The 20827-nt window shown below is 32.2% G+C and carries 21 protein-coding genes and 1 pseudogene; 5 read left to right on the top strand and 17 right to left on the bottom strand.

Translation table 11 applies throughout. The features are described 5' to 3' along the window. Nucleotide 1: 1 nt before the first annotated feature. From trpA to Q0856_RS14910, 3 genes are read left to right on the top strand one after another with little or no spacing between them, the layout of a single operon-like run. Nucleotides 2–763, top strand: a complete 762-nt coding sequence (gene trpA, locus Q0856_RS14900; RefSeq protein WP_298506286.1) for a tryptophan synthase subunit alpha — start codon at nucleotides 2–4, stop codon at nucleotides 761–763. A gap of 3 nt (nucleotides 764–766) precedes the next feature. After that, complete coding sequence (locus Q0856_RS14905) at nucleotides 767–991, top strand: hypothetical protein (protein ID WP_298480810.1); 225 nt, start codon at nucleotides 767–769, stop codon at nucleotides 989–991. Between the two features lie 39 nt (nucleotides 992–1030). Beyond that, nucleotides 1031–2530: a M20/M25/M40 family metallo-hydrolase gene (locus Q0856_RS14910; RefSeq protein WP_298506288.1), complete on the top strand. Its 1500-nt coding sequence runs from the start codon at nucleotides 1031–1033 to the stop codon at nucleotides 2528–2530. Between the two features lie 97 nt (nucleotides 2531–2627). Here the strand turns inward: Q0856_RS14910 and Q0856_RS14915 are convergent, their stop codons facing one another. The 7 genes from Q0856_RS14915 to Q0856_RS14945 form a co-directional block, all read right to left on the bottom strand. Further along, on the bottom strand, nucleotides 2628–3740 hold the full coding sequence (locus tag Q0856_RS14915; RefSeq protein WP_298480806.1) for a glycoside hydrolase family 88 protein: 1113 nt from the start codon (nucleotides 3738–3740) through the stop codon (nucleotides 2628–2630). Between the two features lie 130 nt (nucleotides 3741–3870). Then, nucleotides 3871–4263: a RidA family protein gene (locus Q0856_RS14920; RefSeq protein ID WP_298480805.1), complete on the bottom strand. Its 393-nt coding sequence runs from the start codon at nucleotides 4261–4263 to the stop codon at nucleotides 3871–3873. A 141-nt stretch (nucleotides 4264–4404) separates the two neighbouring features. Further along, nucleotides 4405–5016, bottom strand: a complete 612-nt coding sequence (locus Q0856_RS14925) for a hypothetical protein (RefSeq protein ID WP_298506290.1) — start codon at nucleotides 5014–5016, stop codon at nucleotides 4405–4407. A gap of 135 nt (nucleotides 5017–5151) precedes the next feature. After that, nucleotides 5152–5844 (bottom strand): aspartate/glutamate racemase family protein, encoded by a 693-nt coding sequence (locus tag Q0856_RS14930; RefSeq protein WP_298506292.1) that lies wholly within the window; start codon nucleotides 5842–5844, stop codon nucleotides 5152–5154. Nucleotides 5845–5914: 70 nt separating this feature from the next. After that, on the bottom strand, nucleotides 5915–6199 hold the full coding sequence (locus tag Q0856_RS14935; protein ID WP_298506293.1) for a hypothetical protein: 285 nt from the start codon (nucleotides 6197–6199) through the stop codon (nucleotides 5915–5917). A gap of 173 nt (nucleotides 6200–6372) precedes the next feature. Next, nucleotides 6373–6756, bottom strand: a complete 384-nt coding sequence (locus Q0856_RS14940) for a hypothetical protein (RefSeq protein WP_298506295.1) — start codon at nucleotides 6754–6756, stop codon at nucleotides 6373–6375. A 192-nt stretch (nucleotides 6757–6948) separates the two neighbouring features. Further along, on the bottom strand, nucleotides 6949–7485 hold the full coding sequence (locus Q0856_RS14945) for a YcxB family protein (RefSeq protein ID WP_298506296.1): 537 nt from the start codon (nucleotides 7483–7485) through the stop codon (nucleotides 6949–6951). Between the two features lie 332 nt (nucleotides 7486–7817). Between Q0856_RS14945 and Q0856_RS14950 the strand changes: the two genes are divergently transcribed. Next, nucleotides 7818–8414, top strand: a complete 597-nt coding sequence (locus tag Q0856_RS14950; protein ID WP_298506298.1) for a hypothetical protein — start codon at nucleotides 7818–7820, stop codon at nucleotides 8412–8414. Nucleotides 8415–8533: 119 nt separating this feature from the next. Here Q0856_RS14950 and Q0856_RS14955 read toward each other — a convergent pair whose 3' ends face one another. Both Q0856_RS14955 and Q0856_RS14960 read right to left on the bottom strand, forming a co-directional pair. Next, on the bottom strand, nucleotides 8534–9259 hold the full coding sequence (locus Q0856_RS14955; protein WP_298506299.1) for a hypothetical protein: 726 nt from the start codon (nucleotides 9257–9259) through the stop codon (nucleotides 8534–8536). A 66-nt stretch (nucleotides 9260–9325) separates the two neighbouring features. Continuing rightward, on the bottom strand, nucleotides 9326–9913 hold the full coding sequence (locus Q0856_RS14960) for a DUF1287 domain-containing protein (protein WP_298480788.1): 588 nt from the start codon (nucleotides 9911–9913) through the stop codon (nucleotides 9326–9328). Nucleotides 9914–10531: 618 nt separating this feature from the next. On the opposite strand from Q0856_RS14960, the gene Q0856_RS14965 reads away from it, so the two are divergent. Further along, a complete protein-coding gene (locus Q0856_RS14965; RefSeq protein WP_298506302.1) occupies nucleotides 10532–13285 on the top strand; it encodes a T9SS type B sorting domain-containing protein in 2754 nt (917 codons plus the stop codon). A gap of 966 nt (nucleotides 13286–14251) precedes the next feature. On the opposite strand, the gene Q0856_RS14970 is transcribed toward Q0856_RS14965, so the two are convergent. From Q0856_RS14970 to Q0856_RS15000, 8 genes and pseudogenes are all read right to left on the bottom strand, one after another. Beyond that, complete coding sequence (locus Q0856_RS14970; protein WP_298506304.1) at nucleotides 14252–14974, bottom strand: DNA alkylation repair protein; 723 nt, start codon at nucleotides 14972–14974, stop codon at nucleotides 14252–14254. Further along, nucleotides 14975–15298: a hypothetical protein gene (locus Q0856_RS14975; protein ID WP_298506306.1), complete on the bottom strand. Its 324-nt coding sequence runs from the start codon at nucleotides 15296–15298 to the stop codon at nucleotides 14975–14977. It abuts the gene before it with no gap. A 110-nt stretch (nucleotides 15299–15408) separates the two neighbouring features. Then, the gene (locus tag Q0856_RS14980; RefSeq protein ID WP_298506308.1) at nucleotides 15409–16632 is read right to left on the bottom strand and encodes a M1 family aminopeptidase; all 1224 of its coding nucleotides are present in this window, start codon (nucleotides 16630–16632) and stop codon (nucleotides 15409–15411) included. Between the two features lie 212 nt (nucleotides 16633–16844). Further along, nucleotides 16845–17231 (bottom strand): DUF4345 domain-containing protein, encoded by a 387-nt coding sequence (locus Q0856_RS14985; protein WP_298480778.1) that lies wholly within the window; start codon nucleotides 17229–17231, stop codon nucleotides 16845–16847. 69 nt (nucleotides 17232–17300) lie between these two features. Then, entirely contained in the window at nucleotides 17301–17807 is a 507-nt protein-coding gene (locus Q0856_RS14990; protein ID WP_366139613.1) for a WYL domain-containing protein, read from the bottom strand. A 66-nt stretch (nucleotides 17808–17873) separates the two neighbouring features. Beyond that, a pseudogene (locus Q0856_RS18140) lies at nucleotides 17874–17933 on the bottom strand (HTH domain-containing protein); the annotation flags it as partial. 126 nt (nucleotides 17934–18059) lie between these two features. Further along, nucleotides 18060–19217 carry an IS481 family transposase gene (locus Q0856_RS14995; RefSeq protein ID WP_298506311.1) on the bottom strand — a complete coding sequence of 386 codons (1158 nt, stop codon included), beginning with the start codon at nucleotides 19215–19217 and terminating at the stop codon, nucleotides 18060–18062. Between the two features lie 294 nt (nucleotides 19218–19511). After that, the gene (locus tag Q0856_RS15000) at nucleotides 19512–20456 is read right to left on the bottom strand and encodes a hypothetical protein (protein WP_298506314.1); all 945 of its coding nucleotides are present in this window, start codon (nucleotides 20454–20456) and stop codon (nucleotides 19512–19514) included. Nucleotides 20457–20827: the final 371 nt, after the last annotated feature.

Below are 20827 nucleotides of genomic sequence, written 5' to 3' on the forward strand. Positions count from 1 at the left end.
TATGAATCGTATTAAACAAAAAATACAAGAAGATAAAAAACTACTCTCTATTTATTTTAGTGCTGGTTTTCCTACTTTGAATGATACTTTTACCATTATTCAGGATTTAGAAAAAAATGGCGTCGATTTTATTGAGATCGGACTCCCCTTTTCGGACCCTTTAGCAGATGGTCCTACCATACAAGAGAGTTCTACCATTGCCCTAAAAAATGGGATGACTACGGAAACTCTTTTTTCGCAATTAAAAGATATTAGAAAAACGGTACATATTCCATTAATTATTATGGGCTATTTTAACCCTATGCTCCAATATGGTGTTGAGGCTTTTTGTGCCACATGTGCTGAAATAGGCATTGACGGACTCATAATTCCGGACCTTCCGCTAGATGTTTTCGAGAGGGAATATAAAGCAATTTTTGAAAAACACGGCTTACTCAATATATTTTTAATCACACCACAGACTAGTGACGAACGCATCAAACAAATTGATGCTGCCTCTGACGGATTTATATATATGGTAAGTTCAGCAGGTGTTACAGGTTCTCAATCTGGTTTTGGAAACACCCAAGAAGATTATTTTAGTAGAATAAAAAAAATGAACCTAAAAAACCCGCAAGTAGTTGGTTTTGGCATTAAAGATGCGGAAACCTTTAAACAAGCTACAAAATCTACCAAAGGAGCTATTATAGGCTCTGCCTTTATAAAACATCTGCACAAAGAAGGTATTAAAGGTATTTCTGGTTTTATAAAGAGCGTTCGATAAAGAATGAAATTAATAAATGACTGGAAATTAGTTATACTGCTATGCCTAACTTTAGGCATGGCACCTTTTTTTCCAGAGCCACATCTCCAAGGTAAAATTAAATGGATAGCTGGTGGCGCCATTGGCATGGAAGGTAAAGATTGGTTAGATGTTCTTTTTCACGGCTTCCCATTTATTCTACTAACAAGACTCTTAATTTTAAGAATTATAACTATGCTTAGGAGTTAGAAATCGTTACTTTTAGTTTTTAATTACCAAAGACTAAAAATGAAAAAACTAAGTATACTTTTCCTTCTTTTAATTGCCTTTAAAAGTTATACACAAGAAGAAGCTCAATTAAAAAGACAAGTTCGCCAAACTATAAAGGAACTAAGAGATTTTATTGCCATTCCAAACGACGCTTTAGAGCATGCCGATATTAATAGAAACCTAACCTGGTTAACTAAAAATTTTAATGCCAGAGGTTTTAACTCTTCCGTTTTGCCAACTTCCGGAGAATCCTTGTTTTTTGCTGCTTTACCAATGGAGGATCAAAAACCTACTATTTTATTTTATATGCATTTTGATGGGCAGTCTGTAGAAAAAAGCAAATGGAACCAACCGGACCCATACAAAATGGTTTTAAAAACAAAAGAAGGAGACAACTGGAAAACACTACCTATAGACACTCTAAATACTAATTTAGATTATAGTATGCGTTTATTTGGTCGTTCTACTTCCGATGATAAAGGACCCATTGTTATGTTCTTAAATACTATAGACTTGTTAAAAGAAAATAACATTACACTTCCTTTTAATGTAAAAGTTATTCTCGATAGTGAAGAAGAAAAAGGCAGTAAACCATTACCCAAAGCGGTTAAGGAATATAGAGAACTATTACAGGCCGATTTTTTAATCATAAACGACGGTCCTGTTCATTCCTCAGGCAAGCCAACAATAGTTTATGGTTGTAGAGGTATAACCACCTTATCTCTAACCACTTTTGGGCCCCAAAAACAGCAACACAGCGGTCATTACGGCAACTATGCACCTAATCCTGCCCTTTTGTTATCCAAAGCTTTAGCTAGTATGAAAAATGAAAAAGGCAAAGTAAGTATTCCAGGGTTTTATGATGGTGTTACTATAGACGAAAATACGATGACTATTCTTAAAAATGTACCAGATGATGCTGCCAGTATTCATAAAAATTTAGGGATAAAAACACCTGATAAAGTGGGTAGTTTTTATCAAGAGTCTTTACAATATCCTTCCTTAAATATTAGAGGATTAGGTTCCGCTTGGATAGGAAAAAAAGCGCGCACCATTGTTCCAGAAAGTGCAACCGCAGAAATAGATATACGATTAGTTCCTGAGACCGATGGTAGTCGTCTTAAAGATTTAGTAAAAACCCATTTAGAAAAGCAAGGTTTTTTCTTAACATCCAAAGTGCCGAATAAAGAGACTAGATTGTCTCATGATAAAATTATGATGGTTACCGAAGGCTCAATAACAGATGCCTTCCGCACACAATTAGATAACCCTTATGGTGCTTTTCTTGTAAAAACATTAACAGATACTTTTGGAGAAAACCCTGTACAGATAAGAACCATGGGAGGTACTGTTCCTATTGCGCCTTTTATAAATGAATTAAAAATACCAGCTTTTATTGTTCCTATGGTTAACCCAGACAATAACCAACATAGTCCTAATGAAAATTTAGAAATAGGAAAAATAGCTTATGGTATACAAACCTTTTATGCCATTTTAAGCTCAAATATAAAGGAATAATCGTATGGAGTCTGAAATGTATATAATACTGTATACAGCATTAAAATAATTGGCCAAGAGCCTTTGTTAAGAAAACAATATGTAGGTTGCTAGTATTTTACTTCCCTCCGTATAATTTATAAATTTCAGAGCCTGCACTTAAAAAGGCTCCTGTTCCATAAACTTCTGTTTTATCTGCCCATGCCTTTCCGGGTGCAGCTCCAATAGGTTGCACATAACCAAGCATACCATCTTCTGTTACATAACTAACCATTGCTATCCATCCTTTTTTAACTGCTGTGGTATATTCTTTTTTATCTAAAATACCATTATTAATACCCCAAGCTAATCCGTAAACATAGAAAGAAGAGCCGCTTGTTTCTGGCGTTGGGTATGCTGCATCTCCTAATAAACTCATAGACCAATGCCCTTTAGCAGTTTGTATTTGCAATAATTTTTTAGCCATTTTTTTATAAATTTTTAAGAAGTACTTATATTCCTTACTCTTCGGATTTAGCTCATTCATAATATTAACAAGTCCGGCAAAAACCCAACCATTACCTCGGGACCAAAATATTTTCGTGCCATTATCTAATTTATCCATATATCTTTCGTCTCTATAGAATAAGTTTTCCTTTTTATCCATTAGAAAATCTGTAGTGGCTTTATATTCTGTCATCATAAAATCTAAGTACTTTCTTTCCCCTGTAATTTTATACAATTTTGCCCAAACTGGGGGAGACATAAATAGAGCATCGCACCAATCCCAACGATCTTGGTGGTACGGAGTATCCCAACGCAAAGAACTCTTGGAAGGATGCATTCTAATAAAATTAAACTGTTCTATAGTTGGTTTAAGCATTTTATTGTCTTTATACTTACGGTATAAGTCCGCATAAAATTGACCCACCGTATGATCATCGGCATGGTATTTACGCTCATGTAAATTCCAATTATTAGATTCTCCTATTTCTTTAAGCCAATTGTAATACGTATCCTCCTGTGCCATTCCCGCCCATTTTATCATACCAACATATAAAGCACCATTTGCCCAATGTAATGGATGATGGGGGTTTTTACGTCCGCTATAACTGTCTGAAAAATGATGTATTTGCCAATCGGCAACTTTCTTCATTACCTTTTTTACTTTAGCAGGCTCTATTTCTTGCGCCTGTACTACAATTACGCCTAAAAATAAAACGATACTAACCCCCCATTTTAATACTTTCATGATACACTGAAATTAAATTCTAATTTTTATCTAAAATTGCTTCTTTAAAGGTATTCATAAAACAATAAAAAAAAGGGTACAAATACACTTAAAAAGGGGGTAATTAAATTTTTAAGCCATGGAGAATATATTATAGGTCTTTTACTGCAGTTCCTGTTATTTTTACTTTTCCACCAAATGGTAATGCTTCTGCTTGGTAGATTGTCCTTGCTGGTCGCTTTCCTTCTGGAAATAGTTCCATATATAAGGTATTAATTGCTGACACATCTTTTAAGTCATCGAAAGCTATATCAATAAAAACAACATCTCCTTTTTTAAAATTGGCATTCTCTAAGGCCGCAAAAAAATTAGAGAATGCTAATTTACCTTCCTCTAAAATTGTTCCTGACACATAATTTCCTTTGGTATTTACAGATAATTGTCCGCTTACAAAACACATATTATTTACTACTACTGCATGGCTTATTGGGTTTTCCCAATTAGGAAGACCTTTGCCTTTGGTTATGTATTTTTTTTCGTTCATACCGTATTTTATCTGGATTAATACAACTTACATTTCTGCACTAAAATACGTTAATTAAGTAACCTATAAGAAAATACTTAAAAGCTCCTTTATAAAAGGTGTAGACTAAAACAAAAAAACAATACTCCTTCTATAAAATGCTTACTCCCGTTCTAACTCAAAAGGAACATCAGAGAATTTTCCTTTGGTTATCCTATATGTTTTTCCTGTAGTTGTAGAAGAACCTTTATAATTAAACTCTCCGGAAATGAGTTTTTTATCCTTATCTATACTTGTTATTTTAACATAAATTTCTTCTAGTTCTTTATTATCTCCAAATCCTTCATTACCTGCCGCACCATTGTTTTGCGTATACCAGGCATAAGCACCTGTAGATATTAAATCTGATGAAATAGTATCATAAACTTCTCCATTCTTTAACGTGTCATAATCCATACCGATAATGCAAAAAATTATAACCTTTGGTCTGGTTAAACCAGTATGAAAATCATACCCAGATATAGCCCCTAAATACTGCCCATTAGGAAGTTCTTTTATAGAAGCTCCAACAGCTTCATTATTACCCATTACAAAAGCATCAAAACTAACCCCATTAACTTCGGCTGTCATATTTCCCCCTTTTTCTTCTTGCTCCTCCTCTCCAAGTCTCTCTATTTCATCTTCTACAGCACTTTCGGTACAACTATGTATTGTCTGTACTAAAAAAGCAACTAAAAGAAAGGTTAAAAAGCGCTTTACGTGTATTAATTTCATATCTAGGTCTAGTTTAATTTAAACCCAAACATAAACTAAATACCATTCTTAAGAAATAGCTATTTAGTTCTAGATCCTATTTTTAATATAACTGTGTTATTTATTACTATAAGTGTAGCTTCCTAAAAAAAATAATCATTGTAATGCAAATTCTACCGCACTTTCGGCATGGATTCTTGTAGTATCAAAAACAGGAATATCTACGTCCTTACTTTTTATAAGCAAAGGAATTTCGGTACACCCTAAGATAACGCCTTGGGCGCCATTTGCTATAGAATTATTTATTATTCTTATGTAATTTTCCTTGGAGCTTGCTTCTAGTTTTCCATGTACTAGTTCTTCATAAATAACCGTATGCACAATTTCTCTATCTTCATCTTTTGGTATAATTACGTCTACTCCATAATCTTCCTTAAGAATATCCTTAAAAAATTCTTTTTCCATAGTAAACTTTGTACCCAGCAATAATACCTTTTTAATGCCTTCTTGTTTTATTACTTTACCTGTAGCAGAAGCTATATGCAAAAAGGGCACATTACTATTTTTGGTTATTTCCGGACTGCACAAATGCATTGTATTAGTGCATAAAATAATAATATCTGCTTTAGCATTTTCTAAATTTTTCGCAGCTTCTACCATACTTTTATTTAGAGACTCCCAATTATCTTGGTGCTGTAACTTTTCTATTTCGGCAAAATCAACAGACTCTAGCACACATTTAGCGGAATGGAATCCGCCTAAGATTTCCCTGACTTTTTCATTAATAATAGAATAATAAACCTGAGAAGATTCCCAACTCATTCCACCAATAAGTCCAATTTTTTTCATATTTAACCAGTGTTCTCTTTATTCTTATTAAACAACTAAAATACGTTAAAAAAGAAACGATTTATTATTTCTATATAGAGGCATAAAAATTAAGGTATACAAAAACGCCAAGACCTATAAAAAAGATAACTAAAGTGATTATAAAGTCTCTCCTTTTTACCTTGTTAGCCTTTTCTCTAATTTCGCCTTTTATTCTTTGTAATTCTTCTGGACTTACTTCCTTAAAATGTACTTTGGTTTGTGTAGAACTATAGACATGTAAATCGTTTTCTTTAGCTGACCTACGCTTTTTAAGCATAGCTCTATTTTGCCTTAAAGTATTAATTGCATGTAACATGTATCCTTCTCCTGCCATAATATATATTTTACACATATGTAGCAATTAAATGCATTTTGTTACAATAAATTCAATAAATAATCCATTTAATTGACTATCACACACAATAAGAGCCATTATTAGAACAATATGATAATGGCCACTATTTAATATTATCTCTTTTGATTATTGTTATTTTCTTAAAAACGGAATTAATCTAAAGCAAAAATATCGTCATAGGTTATATAATTATCTCTACTAATAGCATATAGTACTTTTCCATTACTATCTAGCAACAGGCCTACAGATTCATCATCTGCAAGTGGAAAATTAAGTTGGTATTTTCTACCGTCTTCTAAATTTAGTCCGTAGGTTTCTACAGAATTTTTTATATTTACACTGTTCTGCGTATAGTTATAATTGGTTACTTCTCCGGCCGTATTGGTTACCGTAAAGCTCTTCGCATTAAAAGTTAAGTTATACTGCTCGCCATCTACATTTGTAGCTTTCCAGTCTCCTCTATAGGTGTCGGAGCCACTACAGGCTATCAAAAAAATTACTGCTAAAAGAGTTACAAGATATTTTACTTTTTTCATTTTTCTATGGTTTTAATTTCTATTTTATTATAACGACTCGGCTATGGTAAGGAAACTTTTCGTTTCCATTCTGCCGACGAAGCTAAAGCTTATTGTTTTGCTTTTTCTTTTTTTGTTCCAAAGTTAAATCGATAGGATTTAGCACAAATGCCCTATGTTTTTTACCTCAGTTCTTTGTTGCCATTAGTACTTTTATTTCCATCTCCAATTCAGTTCGTCAACATATTCAGCTCCTAATTCAGTCACACGATTTTTAAATTTCACTTTATTTTCAATCGAGTTTTTTGGAATTATAAGAGATAAGTCAGTTGTTAATTTTAAAAAAAAATGATTTTGAGTTTCAATCAGTTCTTTGAGTTCAGTTGCGTTAATTTTACTTTCAGAGGCAAAATCTTTGGCATTCGCAGAATTTTCATCAAAGTCAATTTCCACTGGTTTGTTAATCCGATTTTTATAATTTTCCTCAACGTGTTTTTTAAAATGCCTTTTATAATTCCATTTGGCATACATTGGATAAAAAGCAAACCATAATAGTCCAAATGAAGCCATTATACCACCCATACGATTGTTATCATTTTTATAGGCAAAATAAAGCCCTAATAAAGTGTATAATATAAAAACTATATACCTAGAACGTAAACGTTTCTTTTTATGTGATTTCGACTTTGAAGATGTATAAAGCTGATACTCTAAAAAATCCGAATTAGTAAGTTGATAGTTTATAGTCATTTCGTATTAATGGCAACGGTATAATATGTATAACAACTGAGCTTATTATTTAAAAGGAGACTTTATACCCTTCATTGAATTTACTCTTCATGATGAAAATAAAAACAAACGTAACTTTTATAAAAATTATTGCGAAAACAAAGCCATTATGTATACTTTATACTTTACTAAGTTAACTTATGCACTCCCCATTTACAAAGTATTTTCCTAGAAGTTTTCTCTTTTCGGTACTGGTTACAAACGACAGCTTTCACAGGTAAACAAAAAATGTATTTGTAACTTTAATTTGTCATTTTAAACATTAAGTTTGTTTCACTTTAAGTTATAAAGACATGAAAAAATTAGTGAGTATTATTTTAATCATTCTTTGCGTTACCCCAATTTTAAGTCAAAAAATAAAAACAGCTTCCGGAGATATTTCTGTGTTAGCTGGGGAAAAAGAACTATCCGTCACTTTTGGCTATAACAATATGAAGGTACATGGCTATACTACAGAAGAAGAGTTTATACAAGTTAAGGAGGAATTAAGAGAAAATCACAATCCCGGTTCTGGCGCCATATTTAGAGGTTCCTGGTTTGCGGACAGAGATACGGTATATGAACCACTATTTATAGAATATTTTAACTACGCCTTACCGAAAAAAAGAAAAGTTACAGTTTCAAGAAACAATCCTGATGCAAAATACAATTTGCATGTACAAACTCTATGGATGTACCCTGGTTATAATGTGGGGTTTTCTCATGCAGCAAAAATAGATGTACTTCTGCAAGTGTATGAAATAGCAAACCCGGAAAAAATCCTTTGGGAGTCTAAATCCCCAACGCGAATAGTTGCTAAAGTAGCCCCTTTTAAAAGAGAAGAAAGAATAGGAGCTGCTTATGGCGCATTAGCCATAAGTATGTCTTGGCTACTAAAAAAAAAAGGCTAAGTAAAAAATTTCAATTCCAAATTATTTTCTCTGCACTTTATTTTTTTCCAAGTACGAGTCCTTACGTTCGCACCAACAATTGGCGTTTTAAATATTCCTTTTTTTACCAAAACGAAAACCTAATTACTCCGAACGGTACGAGCATGATTTCCACGTGCACCGGATGCTTTTTGTTGGTATTTCCAATTTTCTTGCCTAAAATATTTGTTGTGTCTTGAAGAAAAATCAAACTTTTTTTCTTCTAACTCTTTATAATCCTTAGTACGATAGTATTTAACCTCTAGCCTATTTCCTACTCTTGATTTTTCTAGGCGTATATTGCCCTCTTCATAAGAAAAATTGTTAACATGAATAATCTTTACAGCATCATAATCCGGTACTGGTGTAGATGGTATGGAATCTAAACCTTTCATTTTTACGGCACGCATAGAAGATTGCATGTATTTTCTAAAAACAGGTTTTGTATCTGGGCTTTCAACTACATTACACAATACGGCATATCCCAAATGCTTGTATTTATCCATTTCTTCAGGGTAATTTTTAAAAAGAAACGCATAGAATTGGTATCGCATTTCTATTTCAATAGCTCCCAAAGCATGACTTTTTTGCGCTAAATTATTCCTAGAAGTTTCAAATTCTGTACTATTAGTATAATAAGAACATTCTAAAGGTACGTTAGCAGAAAAAATAGTTCTTTGTTCCGAAATACCCCTAGGTGCATGTATAATTCTCGAGACAGTTAACTGAAAATTAAAGGTTTCTTTTTTTTCTTCTACTTTATATTCTTGCCCGTAGGATAAAACAGCAAAAAATAACACTCCAACAACAATCCCTATTTTTTTCATAACACTCTTACTTTAGACATTTAAAAGTATAACTAACTGTAAGACAACAAAATAAATTTTACTTTTTTACTGTAAAATTTTATATCTATAATGCCCTATGATTTTAAAATCAAAGAGACAATCTTCTACAACTTGTCCTGCACCAATATTATGAACTATTAAATTTCGTTTACCGTCCTTAGATTTTTTATCTACTACAATTCCTATATGGGTAATGGCTCCCCTTAAATTCCAACAAACTACGTCTCCTGGAAGATAATCTTTTGCATTTTGGGTAATTGGTTTTTCTGCTCCTTGTCTTGTAAAATATGTCATTAAGTTTGGCACTCTTCTATGGTCTATATTTTTGTCGGTTCTCTTAAGCCCCCAAATCTTAGGATACACTTTAAAATTAGCTTTCATATCCTCATGCACGTTTTTCTGTAAGTCTATATTTGCTTTTCGGTACGCACGTATAATAACATCGGTACAAACACCTTTATCACTAGGAACGTCTCCGTTAGGATACTCTATAGAAAAATAACTAGGGTCGTAAGTAACTTGTTGCTTGGTAAGCTCCAAAGCATAATTAGACAGTGTTGCTTCTTTGGCCTCGGCTTGCGGATAACAAAAATTTAAATTAAAAATAAAGAATACGAATATTATCTTTTTCATAGGAATATAATAGGTACTAAAGAGATAAGTTACATACAGAGTATCTGTGAATACATATATCCAAAATTAACTAGTTTACTTCCTAAAAACATCCCTGTTTCCCGTGAAAAAGAAAATAACTGTATTTGATTTACTCTGTAAGGCACGAGCATAACGCTCTCGAGAGCAGGGTGGGCTTGCGCAACGATTACCATCGTTACTTCTTTTTGAATTTACACCTAGATATCTCATTAATTTTGGGTTCTGTAGTAGTCAATTATTTTTAAGGCACTTTAGCAAAAATTCTAACTAAAAAAGTTAGAATAGCCATAGATTTTTTAAGGACTTGTACTAAATACAAATTCAGATTCTTGAAATAAATCTAGATTGCAAAAATGCATTACAATTAAAATTTCTGTTCTTAAAAAGTGTTATCCGAAAATGTTGCTATTTTCTCTAATGATATCTATGTTGTGAGAATCAATTCAGAGTAAATTAAAAGAGTAACCTCTAAGAAAAACAGAAATAACAAAATACTTCGTAAATAATTGAATAAAAACCAAAAGGCTCAACACAAAAAGTAGTAGTTTAGATTTAATTAAGAAATACAACAAATTGTTTTTGATATTCGAATACCACATGAAGTTTTATATTTTAGTGATAAGTCTATTCTGTTTTCAATTTACGCAAGCCCAAGTAACACCTGCTGAAAAAGCAGCTTTGCAAGCCTTTTACAATGCCACAGACGGGCCAAATTGGATTAGTGAGAATGACGGAGACCTAACAAATGACTGGGATTTTAGTGGTGCTGTTACCAATGACTGGTATGGGCTAACCGTTGCTGGGGGTAATGTTGTTGCTTTAGAAATGAACCCTGCAAATCTAACAAATGGGGGAAACAACTTAACAGGAATTATACCTAACGAAATTGGTAATCTACCACATTTAGTAACGCTAAATCTCGCAGCGGAAAACCTAATGGGTAACCTTCCCATGGGTTTGTTTAATCTTAATGTATTGCAGCATATAAACCTTAGATCAAATAATTTAACAGGTAATATTCCACCAGAAATATCCCAACTTACCAACTTGATTTCCTTACAGCTTTACGATAATAATCTTAGTGGTGAAATTCCTGTTGAATTAACAACATTGAATTTACTAGAAGACATACAACTGTCAAATAATAATTTATTTGGTGAAATTCCTATTGAAATTACGAACATGATTCAACTAAGAATTCTAGACTTAAATAATAACCCCTTTACTGGCTTTCTATATCCTGAATATGGAAATTTAGTAAATCTTGAAACTTTCTATCTGTATAACAACTTACTTACTGGCTCAATTCCCAATGAAATAGGTGATATGTCAAACTTAGAGTTTTTATGGCTTGGCGGAAACAATTTGAATGGCACACTACCCACTAGCCTTGGTAACTTAACGAATTTAAAAGTCATAAATATTAGTTTTACAGATATTTCAGGGAGTATACCAGTTACGTATGGTCAATTGGTTAACATACAACGCTTTCTGTTAAATAATAACCAACTTTCTCAAGAGTTACCTAGTTCATTAGCTAATTTCACCCAAATAATTACTTTTAACGTAGACTATAATCAACTATCAGGAGAATTACCTGTGAGTTATAATCAATGGGTTTTGATTGAAAACATTCAAGTTGGCAATAACCAATTTACAGGTAACATTCCAGATTCATATGCAAATCTTACTAATCTTACTCATTTTTCAGTAGACCACAATAATTTTTCGGGAGAGTTATCGCCATTATTCGCAAGTTGGGATAAGCTTATATGGCTTAATCTACAGGACAACGATTTTAGCGGACCAATACCCGATACCTATTCAAACTTAATTAATTTAGAAAGTTTAAATATTGCAAACAATCAATTCAGTGGTGAGTTATCTCCTTCTTTTTCTAATTGGTCAAACGCCAAATATTTATTTTTTCAAAATAACCAATTTGAAGGGGCAATTCCTGACTTTACTTCTGTTCTTACGCTAGGTCCAACAGGAAATAAAGAAGATTCACTATCCTTTAATGATAATGCCTTTGAATTCGGCGATTTTGAAAACGAATTTAATCATTACGACCAAGAGCTTTTCGGGTTTTTCTACAGTCCACAGGCAAAAGTCAATGATATTGAATCTTTTAGTAGTTGTGAAGGATCAAACATAACATTATCAACCATGGTAAGTGGTTCTGCTAATGAGTACCAATGGTTTAAAAATGGGAATATCATCGAGGGTGCTACAAATGCAGATTTAGTTTTAAACCCTTTAGACACTTCCGATTCTGGAACCTATACTTGTAATATAACAAGTACCATTGTAACCGATCTTACACTAGAACGTAACCCAATATCACTTACCGTAAACGCTGATGGCCCCACGGCTAATTCGGTTGAAAATATAGTAGCCTGCGATTTAGATGCAGATGGTTTTACAAGTTTTAATATTGACCTTACTCAAGTAGAATCGCAAGTAATTGGCGCTCAAAACGGACTTACAGTTTCGTATTATGATACAACAGGAAATCCTTTAACCCTCACTACTAATTACACAAATAGTTCTGCAAACGAAGAAGTTATCACCGTAAGAGTTACCGACTCTGGTGGTTGCTATAATGAAAGTACATTTAGTCTTATAGCGGCAGAACCAATAACAGCAGATGATTTAGACGATGTAATTTCTTGCAATAGTTACGAGTTACCAGAATTAAACACTGGCAATAGCTACTTTACAGAACCAAATGCAAGTGGAACACAATTACAAGAAGGAACTATAATTACAAACTCGCAAACTATTTATATTCATACAGGAGTAGGAAACTGTTCCGATGAAACCAGCTTTAACGTAACGATCAATTCTCCGGCAATTGTAGATGAACTAAAGGATGTAACAGAATGTGAATTCTATACCCTACCAGAACTTAATAATGGCAACTATTTTACAGAAAGTAATGGCCAAGGCTCAGTGTTAACAGAAGGAGACACCATACTACAAACACAAACTATTTATATCTATAATACAACTACCAACTGCTCAAACGAATCTAGTTTTTTAGTAACTATAGATTTACTTTCATGTGAAAACTCAGAAGAAGCTATACTTGCCAAATTTCCAAAGTTCTTTACTCCTAATGCAGATGGAATACATGACGTTTGGAAAGTTAATCAAGACTTTTTTAGTCTAGAAGGCTCCATTGCCATTTATAATCGTTTTGGTAAACTTTTAGCTCAATTTGATGCTGAAAATGGATTTTGGGATGGAAATTACAACGGAAAGAGACTTCCTGCAAGTGATTACTGGTTTATGTTTAATGGAGTTGAAGGAAATTCTATTACAGGGCATTTTTCGCTAAAAAGATAACACTTTTTAAAAAATAATAGCACCATAATTATGTACATAATTTTGATGATTCGTTTTATTTTAATTTAAGCCAAAAATGATTAATACCTCGAAGTAGCTCCAGAATCGTTAGTTTATAAATTGGTAGTTGAGTTTAAAAAACTAATTGGGTTCTATTTAAAAACAATGTAAAGCTGCTTTTTGATAAGACTTTTTCATAGGAATATAATAGGTACTAAAGAGATAAGTTACTTACAGAGTATCTTTAAATACATATATCCAAATTAACTAGTTTACTTCCTTAAAACATTCCTGTTTCCCGTGAAAAAAGAAAATAACTGTATGTGGTTTACTCTTTAAGGCTCGAGCATAACGCTCATGATAGCAGGGAGTAATACAAATCTTTTAAAGATTTTTAGGCTTGTTCCAAAATATCCATTTTAACTGTATTTGCTTGCCTAATTGGTTCTCGTATGCATTTATTTTTGGTACTAAAATAGTTGCTAGAACAAAAGAAATTATTCTAATATATAGGACACTTAAATCTTTAAACAAATACTGTAGGGTAAACCTAATTATTACATAAACAGTTAATAATGCTACAAATCTTACAATTATGAACTTTGTTTTTCTATTCATTATATTTTTTCTATTTATTATCACAGTACAACATCAGCAAGGGAAAAGAAAACAACTGTATTTAGTCTACTCTTAACGGCACGAGAGCAACGCTCTCACTAGCTGAAATTAAGTAACACGTTTTACTATTTTTAAAACTTATTAATTGTAAGTATCCTTTTCGTGGTATTTGTTACAAACGAATGTTAAAAAGGAGAATCTTAGTGCATAGATTATCCTTGTTTCTACATAGCATTAAACTCTTAACTATTTTTATTGCAAGGTTTATTATAACACCTATTATGTAACATACCTTATGGCACGAGCATGATGCTCTCGAGAACAGGGGATTAAACGCTAAAATCTGTATTAACTATTACTATTCTTATCCACTGGACTTCTGTACTCTGCTCTTGGATAATCCGATATTCTCAAATTATCTTTTTGCAATTCGGCTAGTGCTTTTTTTCCTATCCATTTTGCTGATTTAGTATCAAATTCCATTATTTCATAAGCTGTTTCTATGGCTTTTTTATTGAGGTCCAAATTACGTTTTCCTATATTCCGTAATGACCAATTAACAGCCTTTTTTACGTATAGTCTTTCATCATTTGACTCTCGCTTAATTATTGGAAAAAACTGCTCAAATAGTTCGTTTCCCGAAGTTTTATCTGCCATACAATATGAAGCCAATATTGCAAATCCTGCTCTCTTTTCAAACTCGGGTTTTCTTTTAGTCCATTCTAATATTTTGGCAAGAGCAAATTTGCTTTTAGAAAAGAGTCCCATACTGAAACTGTCACAGATTTCCCAGTTCTCAAACGTCTTAACCCATTTCTCCATTAATTGTTCGGTAACGTCTTTTGGTTTAAACATTTTACTACACAACAGTCGTCCTTCGTATATTCCGCTGTCAAAAAGTTGTAAGGCAAGTTCATTGTTCTGTCCAATTTCTTTGGCTATCATTTTAAGTTCTTTGTGGTAAATCCCTAAAGAATTGTTAGATATAATTCCAAATTTATTTTCTTTGAAAACCACCTTTTCTGCATCTTTCAGGTCATAAAGACATTCTATGATTTCTTTATAAGTCAATTATTTTTTTGAATTTATTTCGATAGCTTGCTTTATGTAGTATTCAACAGCTTTTTTGTTCAATTCTTTTTGAGGTAAAACTCTAATGGCTTTTCCATTACCTGTTAAAAGTCCTAAGCTATCTTCCATTTTCGCGCCTTTTAAAAATCCAAAATCGATTCCATAAGGCATTGTTCGCATATGACAAATTCCACCTTTTTCATTTGAATAGGTCGTAATTCGTTCTTTTTTTGTTTCAATTATTCCGTCAAAGGATAGCAAAAATTTCCTTGCGTTTAAAAATAGTTCTTTATGTTTAGATTCCAAATCTTTGTCGTATTGCATAATGTTTCTTTTTCTTATTACGTATGGTTTTTTTTATAAGAAACGTAGAGCTATAAAAAAAGCATATTCGTTTCTGTTTATTAAATCAGTTTTTTGTTAGGCAACTGGCTTTATTCATTTAGTTTGTCTATAATATATTGTTCTGTTTCAATTCCGATTTCCGATTTAACTAAATTTAGAAATTCAGAGGTTTTATTTATTCTGTCTTTATGCACTTTTTTCAGCAACTGTTCAAAATCTTTTCTTCCAATTTTGTTTTCCAATTCGTAAAGCAGATGAGCTCCTTTATAGGTTGTAGTCTTCTGATTTTCAATTTTTTCTTCTTTAAGTTTGTAGAGCGAAGGCAAGTCGGTTATCCTTTCTTTTAATTTCTTTATATTTTCATTAAAACTCTTTTCGCCATATAAATTACGTTGTAAGATTATTGATGAATATTCTGCAAAGGATTCGTTTAGCCAATCTTCCCAAGTATTTACATTTGCCTTGTTCCACCATAAATGAGCTATTTCGTGGGCAAGTGTTTTTTCATCTGTCACTTTAAATGAATTTTCAATGGAAAGGGAAATAAATTCTTTTCGTGAATATGAAATTGAACGATTGAATTTGTTGATTGCTAACACAAGATTTCCACTACTACAATTACCCAACATAGTATTCAGCTGATTGTAATGATTTTTAGCACTTGTTTTTATGGCCTTTTTTGTTTTCTTGTCAAGAAGCAGATAATAAATTTTTATTCTACCTTTTCCAATATTAAAATGCCTAAAATTAGATGAGATAATTATTGGGATGTCTAAAAAGGGATTATTTTGTTTAATTCTCCATAGTTCTCCAGCATGTGATGTTTTCCCTGAACCAATGAGTTGATAGTCTTTATTTAATTGAACATTTATGTCATAGGCAAAAAGTCCGTATTCTATATTTAATGGAAACCAAGAAGTATAAAGATTGAGTTCTAACCAATTTTCATTAAAACGAAAATCTTTGTTTTGAATACTGTCTAAATCGTAGGTGTATTGTATAGTCAACTTTTTATTTTTAACTCCTTTTGTATTAATAAGAATAGCCCTATCGTGTCCTATAAAGGCTTCTTCTGCTATTTTATAAACAACTGGATTGTTGTTAGATGAAATATTAGATATGTTGGCAAATTGAGTTAGAAATAATTTTAATTCTCCTGCATCTGAAAGTGTACTAAATGTTATTGTAAATTCAGCTTTAATTTTTTCATCCTCTATATCAACAAGAATATTCCCTTTATAGTTTTCAATTTTCTGTGCTTTGGAAACAAATGAAAAGATTAACAACAATACACAAATACATGTTTTTCTCATACAGTTTCAATATTTTACATTAAAGACGAAAGAAAGTCATTCTTGTTACGGGTCAAGCTTGTTGACAACGTCTCGTATAACCGTCAGTTACGGGTTTATATACACAGACTTTTCAGAATTCAATATACTTAATTCAACGCAAAAACGGTTTAGGTTTGAACCTAAACCGCTATTTTTTGTATACGTTGTTAGCCACTGGCATTATTTTAGGTTTAAGACCAAATATTTATCAGACAAAAAACATTAGCTAAACCTAGAACAAGTTCAAATATAATTCCTTGAGTAATTTGCTTACTTGGTTTGCCATCAGCTTTTAAACTAATTATTCTACCAATTACAAAGCCAATAAAAATAAGTATTGCAATAATATGTGACGTAAGGGTCAGTTTTGCAATAAATATTCCAAGAGCAATTATGATTCCTGCAAAAAGCATTACAGAGCTAACACCTCTCATTTCATTTAACAAGCTAGCATCATTTTCTAATTGAATTCCTGAATTTTTTAAATAAGTATTAACAGGATTACTTAACCTGCTTATTCCTATAAATATTAACAAAAGAGCTGATAGTGATAAGACTATAATTCCGACAATTTCCATTTTTTTAATTTTTTAATTATTATTTATGCAAATGTAAATTGAGGTTGTGACAAGGATATGTCAAGGGTATTATTTATTCTTTACATATTTTTCAAAATATTCTTTTATAGTCATATTATGAGGACTAAAAATCTGTTTTTCAATTGTAATATTTTCAATAAAATCTATTCTGAAGTATCTAAAATCATTTCGTAATTGACAAAAAGCTACTAATAAAAAGTCTCCGTGAATGCTATAGATTGCAAAAGGTTCGATACTTCGAGTAGTTTGTTTTTTGTCAGAAGAAAAGTAGTCAATAGTTAATACCATATATTGAGTAATTGCCGATTGTATAAGCATTAGGTTGTCACTTGTTTTTTCTTCATTATTATTACCACTAAAGTAAATTCTCTCTGCTAGTAAATCTGTATTTCCCTTTTGAGAGTAGCGTAATATTGCTTTTATTTTTTCTAATGCACTAGTAACATTATCGACTAATGACAAGTCTTTATTTTTTATCGCTAGTTGCTCTATTGTGATTAAAGCATTAGCTTCATCTTCTGTAAAAAGAACTGGAGGTAGGTGATATCCTTCCATAATTGCATAACCTTTGCCTTCTTCTGTTACAATAGGAATTCCTGATTTTTCTAGTGTTCGAATATCTCTATATATGGTTCTTAAACTTACATTATGTTTCTCAGCAAGTTGTCTAGCTGTAACAATTCTTTTAGATTGTAGTTATGTAAGGATAGCAGTCAATCTAGAAAGTCTTGGCTTTTCTTTTTCCTCCATTTTGTGTTTTCAGCTGTTCGTTAAGAGACATGGTTTACACAAGTTAAAGATTAGGGTTTACACTAAATTAGTTTCTAACCTTGTAGATTCTTGTTTGTTTCTTAGGTTTCTTTGATCAAAGAAACCTAAAAATACGTTTCTAAAGAAGACCCTCCAAATCCCGTTTCCAATATCCTCTATTGCGACATATTTTCCTTTTAAAGCTGCCGATACATATACCCAATAATATGATTTCCATCTAATTGCACCACTCATGGTTACTTTAAGAATTTTATATTTAGAATCATATTGAAAATCGGGTATTTTTTCAGGGAAGGGTCTGCTTGAGAAATCATGTATATCAGCGGGTGTTTTCATATCCAAAGCTTCATGTGGTCTTATGTTATTATATTGCTTTACAAAGTGATTTAAACGTCTTTGTTGGGCTTTTAAATCATAGGCTGAAGGTTTTGCGAAAGCTGCCTTTAAATCGCGGTGCATGCGTTCATGTCTGCCGTTTTGTTGTGGCTGTCCAGGGTCTGAGAAAACCGGAGTGATTCCTAGTTCGATAAACCAATAGGAGAGTTGTGTAAATCGTTGAATGGCCCTGACCGAACCGAAGGGACTTCCGTTATCGGTGTGCAGTTGTTTTGGCATGCCGTATATTCTAAAAACCCTTTTGAATTCGGCCTTTGCGGACTTTAGGGTTTCTTTGTAATGCCCTTTGGCGGTAAAAAGAAATCTGCTTTTAGAGTCTGCAATGGTAAGTGGGTGACAATAGATTTTATTTCCCATCAGGAACTTACCTTTATAGTCCGCACTCCATACTTCATTACACGATTTTGGGTCGAAAATAGGATTAGTTGGTTTAACTCTTCTCATTCTTTTTTGAGGACATACCAGACCATTTCTCTTTAGAATATTATGCACAGTAACCACCGAAGGGACTTCTTGCTTGGTGAATTCTTTAAACAATAATTCTCTGATTTTTTTAGCCCCCCAAAGCTTGTATTCTGCTTTTAGATTTAGAATACTTTCAATGATGTTTTCTTTTGTGGCGTTGGGATGGTTTGAAGGTGCTCTAGATTGCTTTTTCAGACCCTCGAAACCTTGTTTTTCAAACCTATTTATTAGCTTGTAAGCTGTAGGTCTAGAGATTTCAAAGCTTTTGCATAATTCCGTAATGGTATATTTTCCTGTACGCCATTCACAGATAAATTCGATTTTTTGTTCCATAGTCGTTGTTGTTTTCCAAGGCATGATAATTTGATTTTTATCTCAAATTATAACTTGAAAAAGTGTAAACTATGTCCCTTTAACTTTGTAAACTATGTGCCTTTAACGTACCTGCTTGTGGCTAACGTCTCGGCTATGATTAGTACGGGAGCAAATATGCGATTACTTTCCGTTTGGCACTAAGCAAAAACCGTTTGTTTTGTTTTTTCTTTTTTTTAAATCAATACAAAATCCAACGGATTTTGCGACCTTATAAATATACACAAACCTTGGCTTAAAAACCCAAAGCCCGCATTAATTATAGCCATTGTTAGCTGCAGTTATTTTTTTTTCAATTTCCCTCCACATATGGTCAGAAACAGGTTCTCCAATCCCAGTTTCTGGGTTACGGTACAACATAGTCCATTCAGTCATACCGATATTTTCTGGAAATCGAGATACACTCTTCATATCCGAACTTATTGACCTAAGAATATCAATAATTGAATCTATTGTTGTTTCGATTAACCATTCGGAAACAAAGGAAATAGTTAATCTATTATCTTTAGTTTTCTTTCTTAAATACGAGAATTTTTTTGTTAGTTCTTTTCTTGCAAAAAATCTTAAGTCTATTTTTCCGGAGTTTAGTTCTATTTTAAGCGCTGATGGGTGTATATCGCTTTTTTCGTGTATTAACCTCGTTCTGTGTTCGTATAATTTATTTACAAATGAGTTGTGTTTCTCAATTACACATTTCGACACCTCTTTATTATTAAATTCTGTTTTTTGTCTACAGCTATTATTTAATTGCGACCATTTAGTAATTGATTCATCTTTATTGTTAATTATATAATTAATAATAGCACTTAAATAATCAAATATGGATGATAAGTGAAAGACTATACTATCGAAAATAGAAGTTATTTGTTTTTCATAGTTATCAAATAATGGATGAGAAGGGAATATTTGTTTGAAAATAACTTCAGGCTTTTTTTTAGCATATTCTTTTATTTCCCGTTCTATAATATAATATTGCCGAAATAGTAACTCCAAATGAAATTTAGAAGAAACCAGTCTAAAATCAATATTTTCTCTTAGTCGAATTATATGATGATTTTTACCTAATGTATTTTCAATATGATGACTATAATCCATAGTCATAGCACGAAAGGCTTCATGAAGAATGTCTATTTTTGTAGTGATACGCTCAAAACATCGGCTTAAGTCCTCTACATCTAATATTGGTAATTCTTTACTCATAATTGCAGCTAACTAAGATATATAAGTCACTCCCTCACCAGAAAACAACTCCCTATTTTTTATTTGAAGTAAAAATCTTAATAAAAAAGTAATCTAAAAAACAGAAAGGCGTAATGCCGCTACATACTTATTAACTAAAAAAGTTAAAAACTACGGTAAGTGTATGAAAAATACATTTTTTGAGGGTAAAACCATCATTTTAAGAAGTTTTAGGCGTGTAGGTCTTATATACTATTTTCCCTAAAAAAAGGAAAAAAACAACCACCCTTTTCTATGCTATTTTTTAAATATTAATGGCTAATGCATCAACATTAAGTGTTAAAACTTATGCGTAAACTGGAGACCTCCATAATAAAAAAGTTGTACCCAAT

Origin of the sequence: uncultured Maribacter sp., from assembly GCF_947496775.1 — a bacterium.
GTDB lineage: Bacteria > Bacteroidota > Bacteroidia > Flavobacteriales > Flavobacteriaceae > Maribacter_B.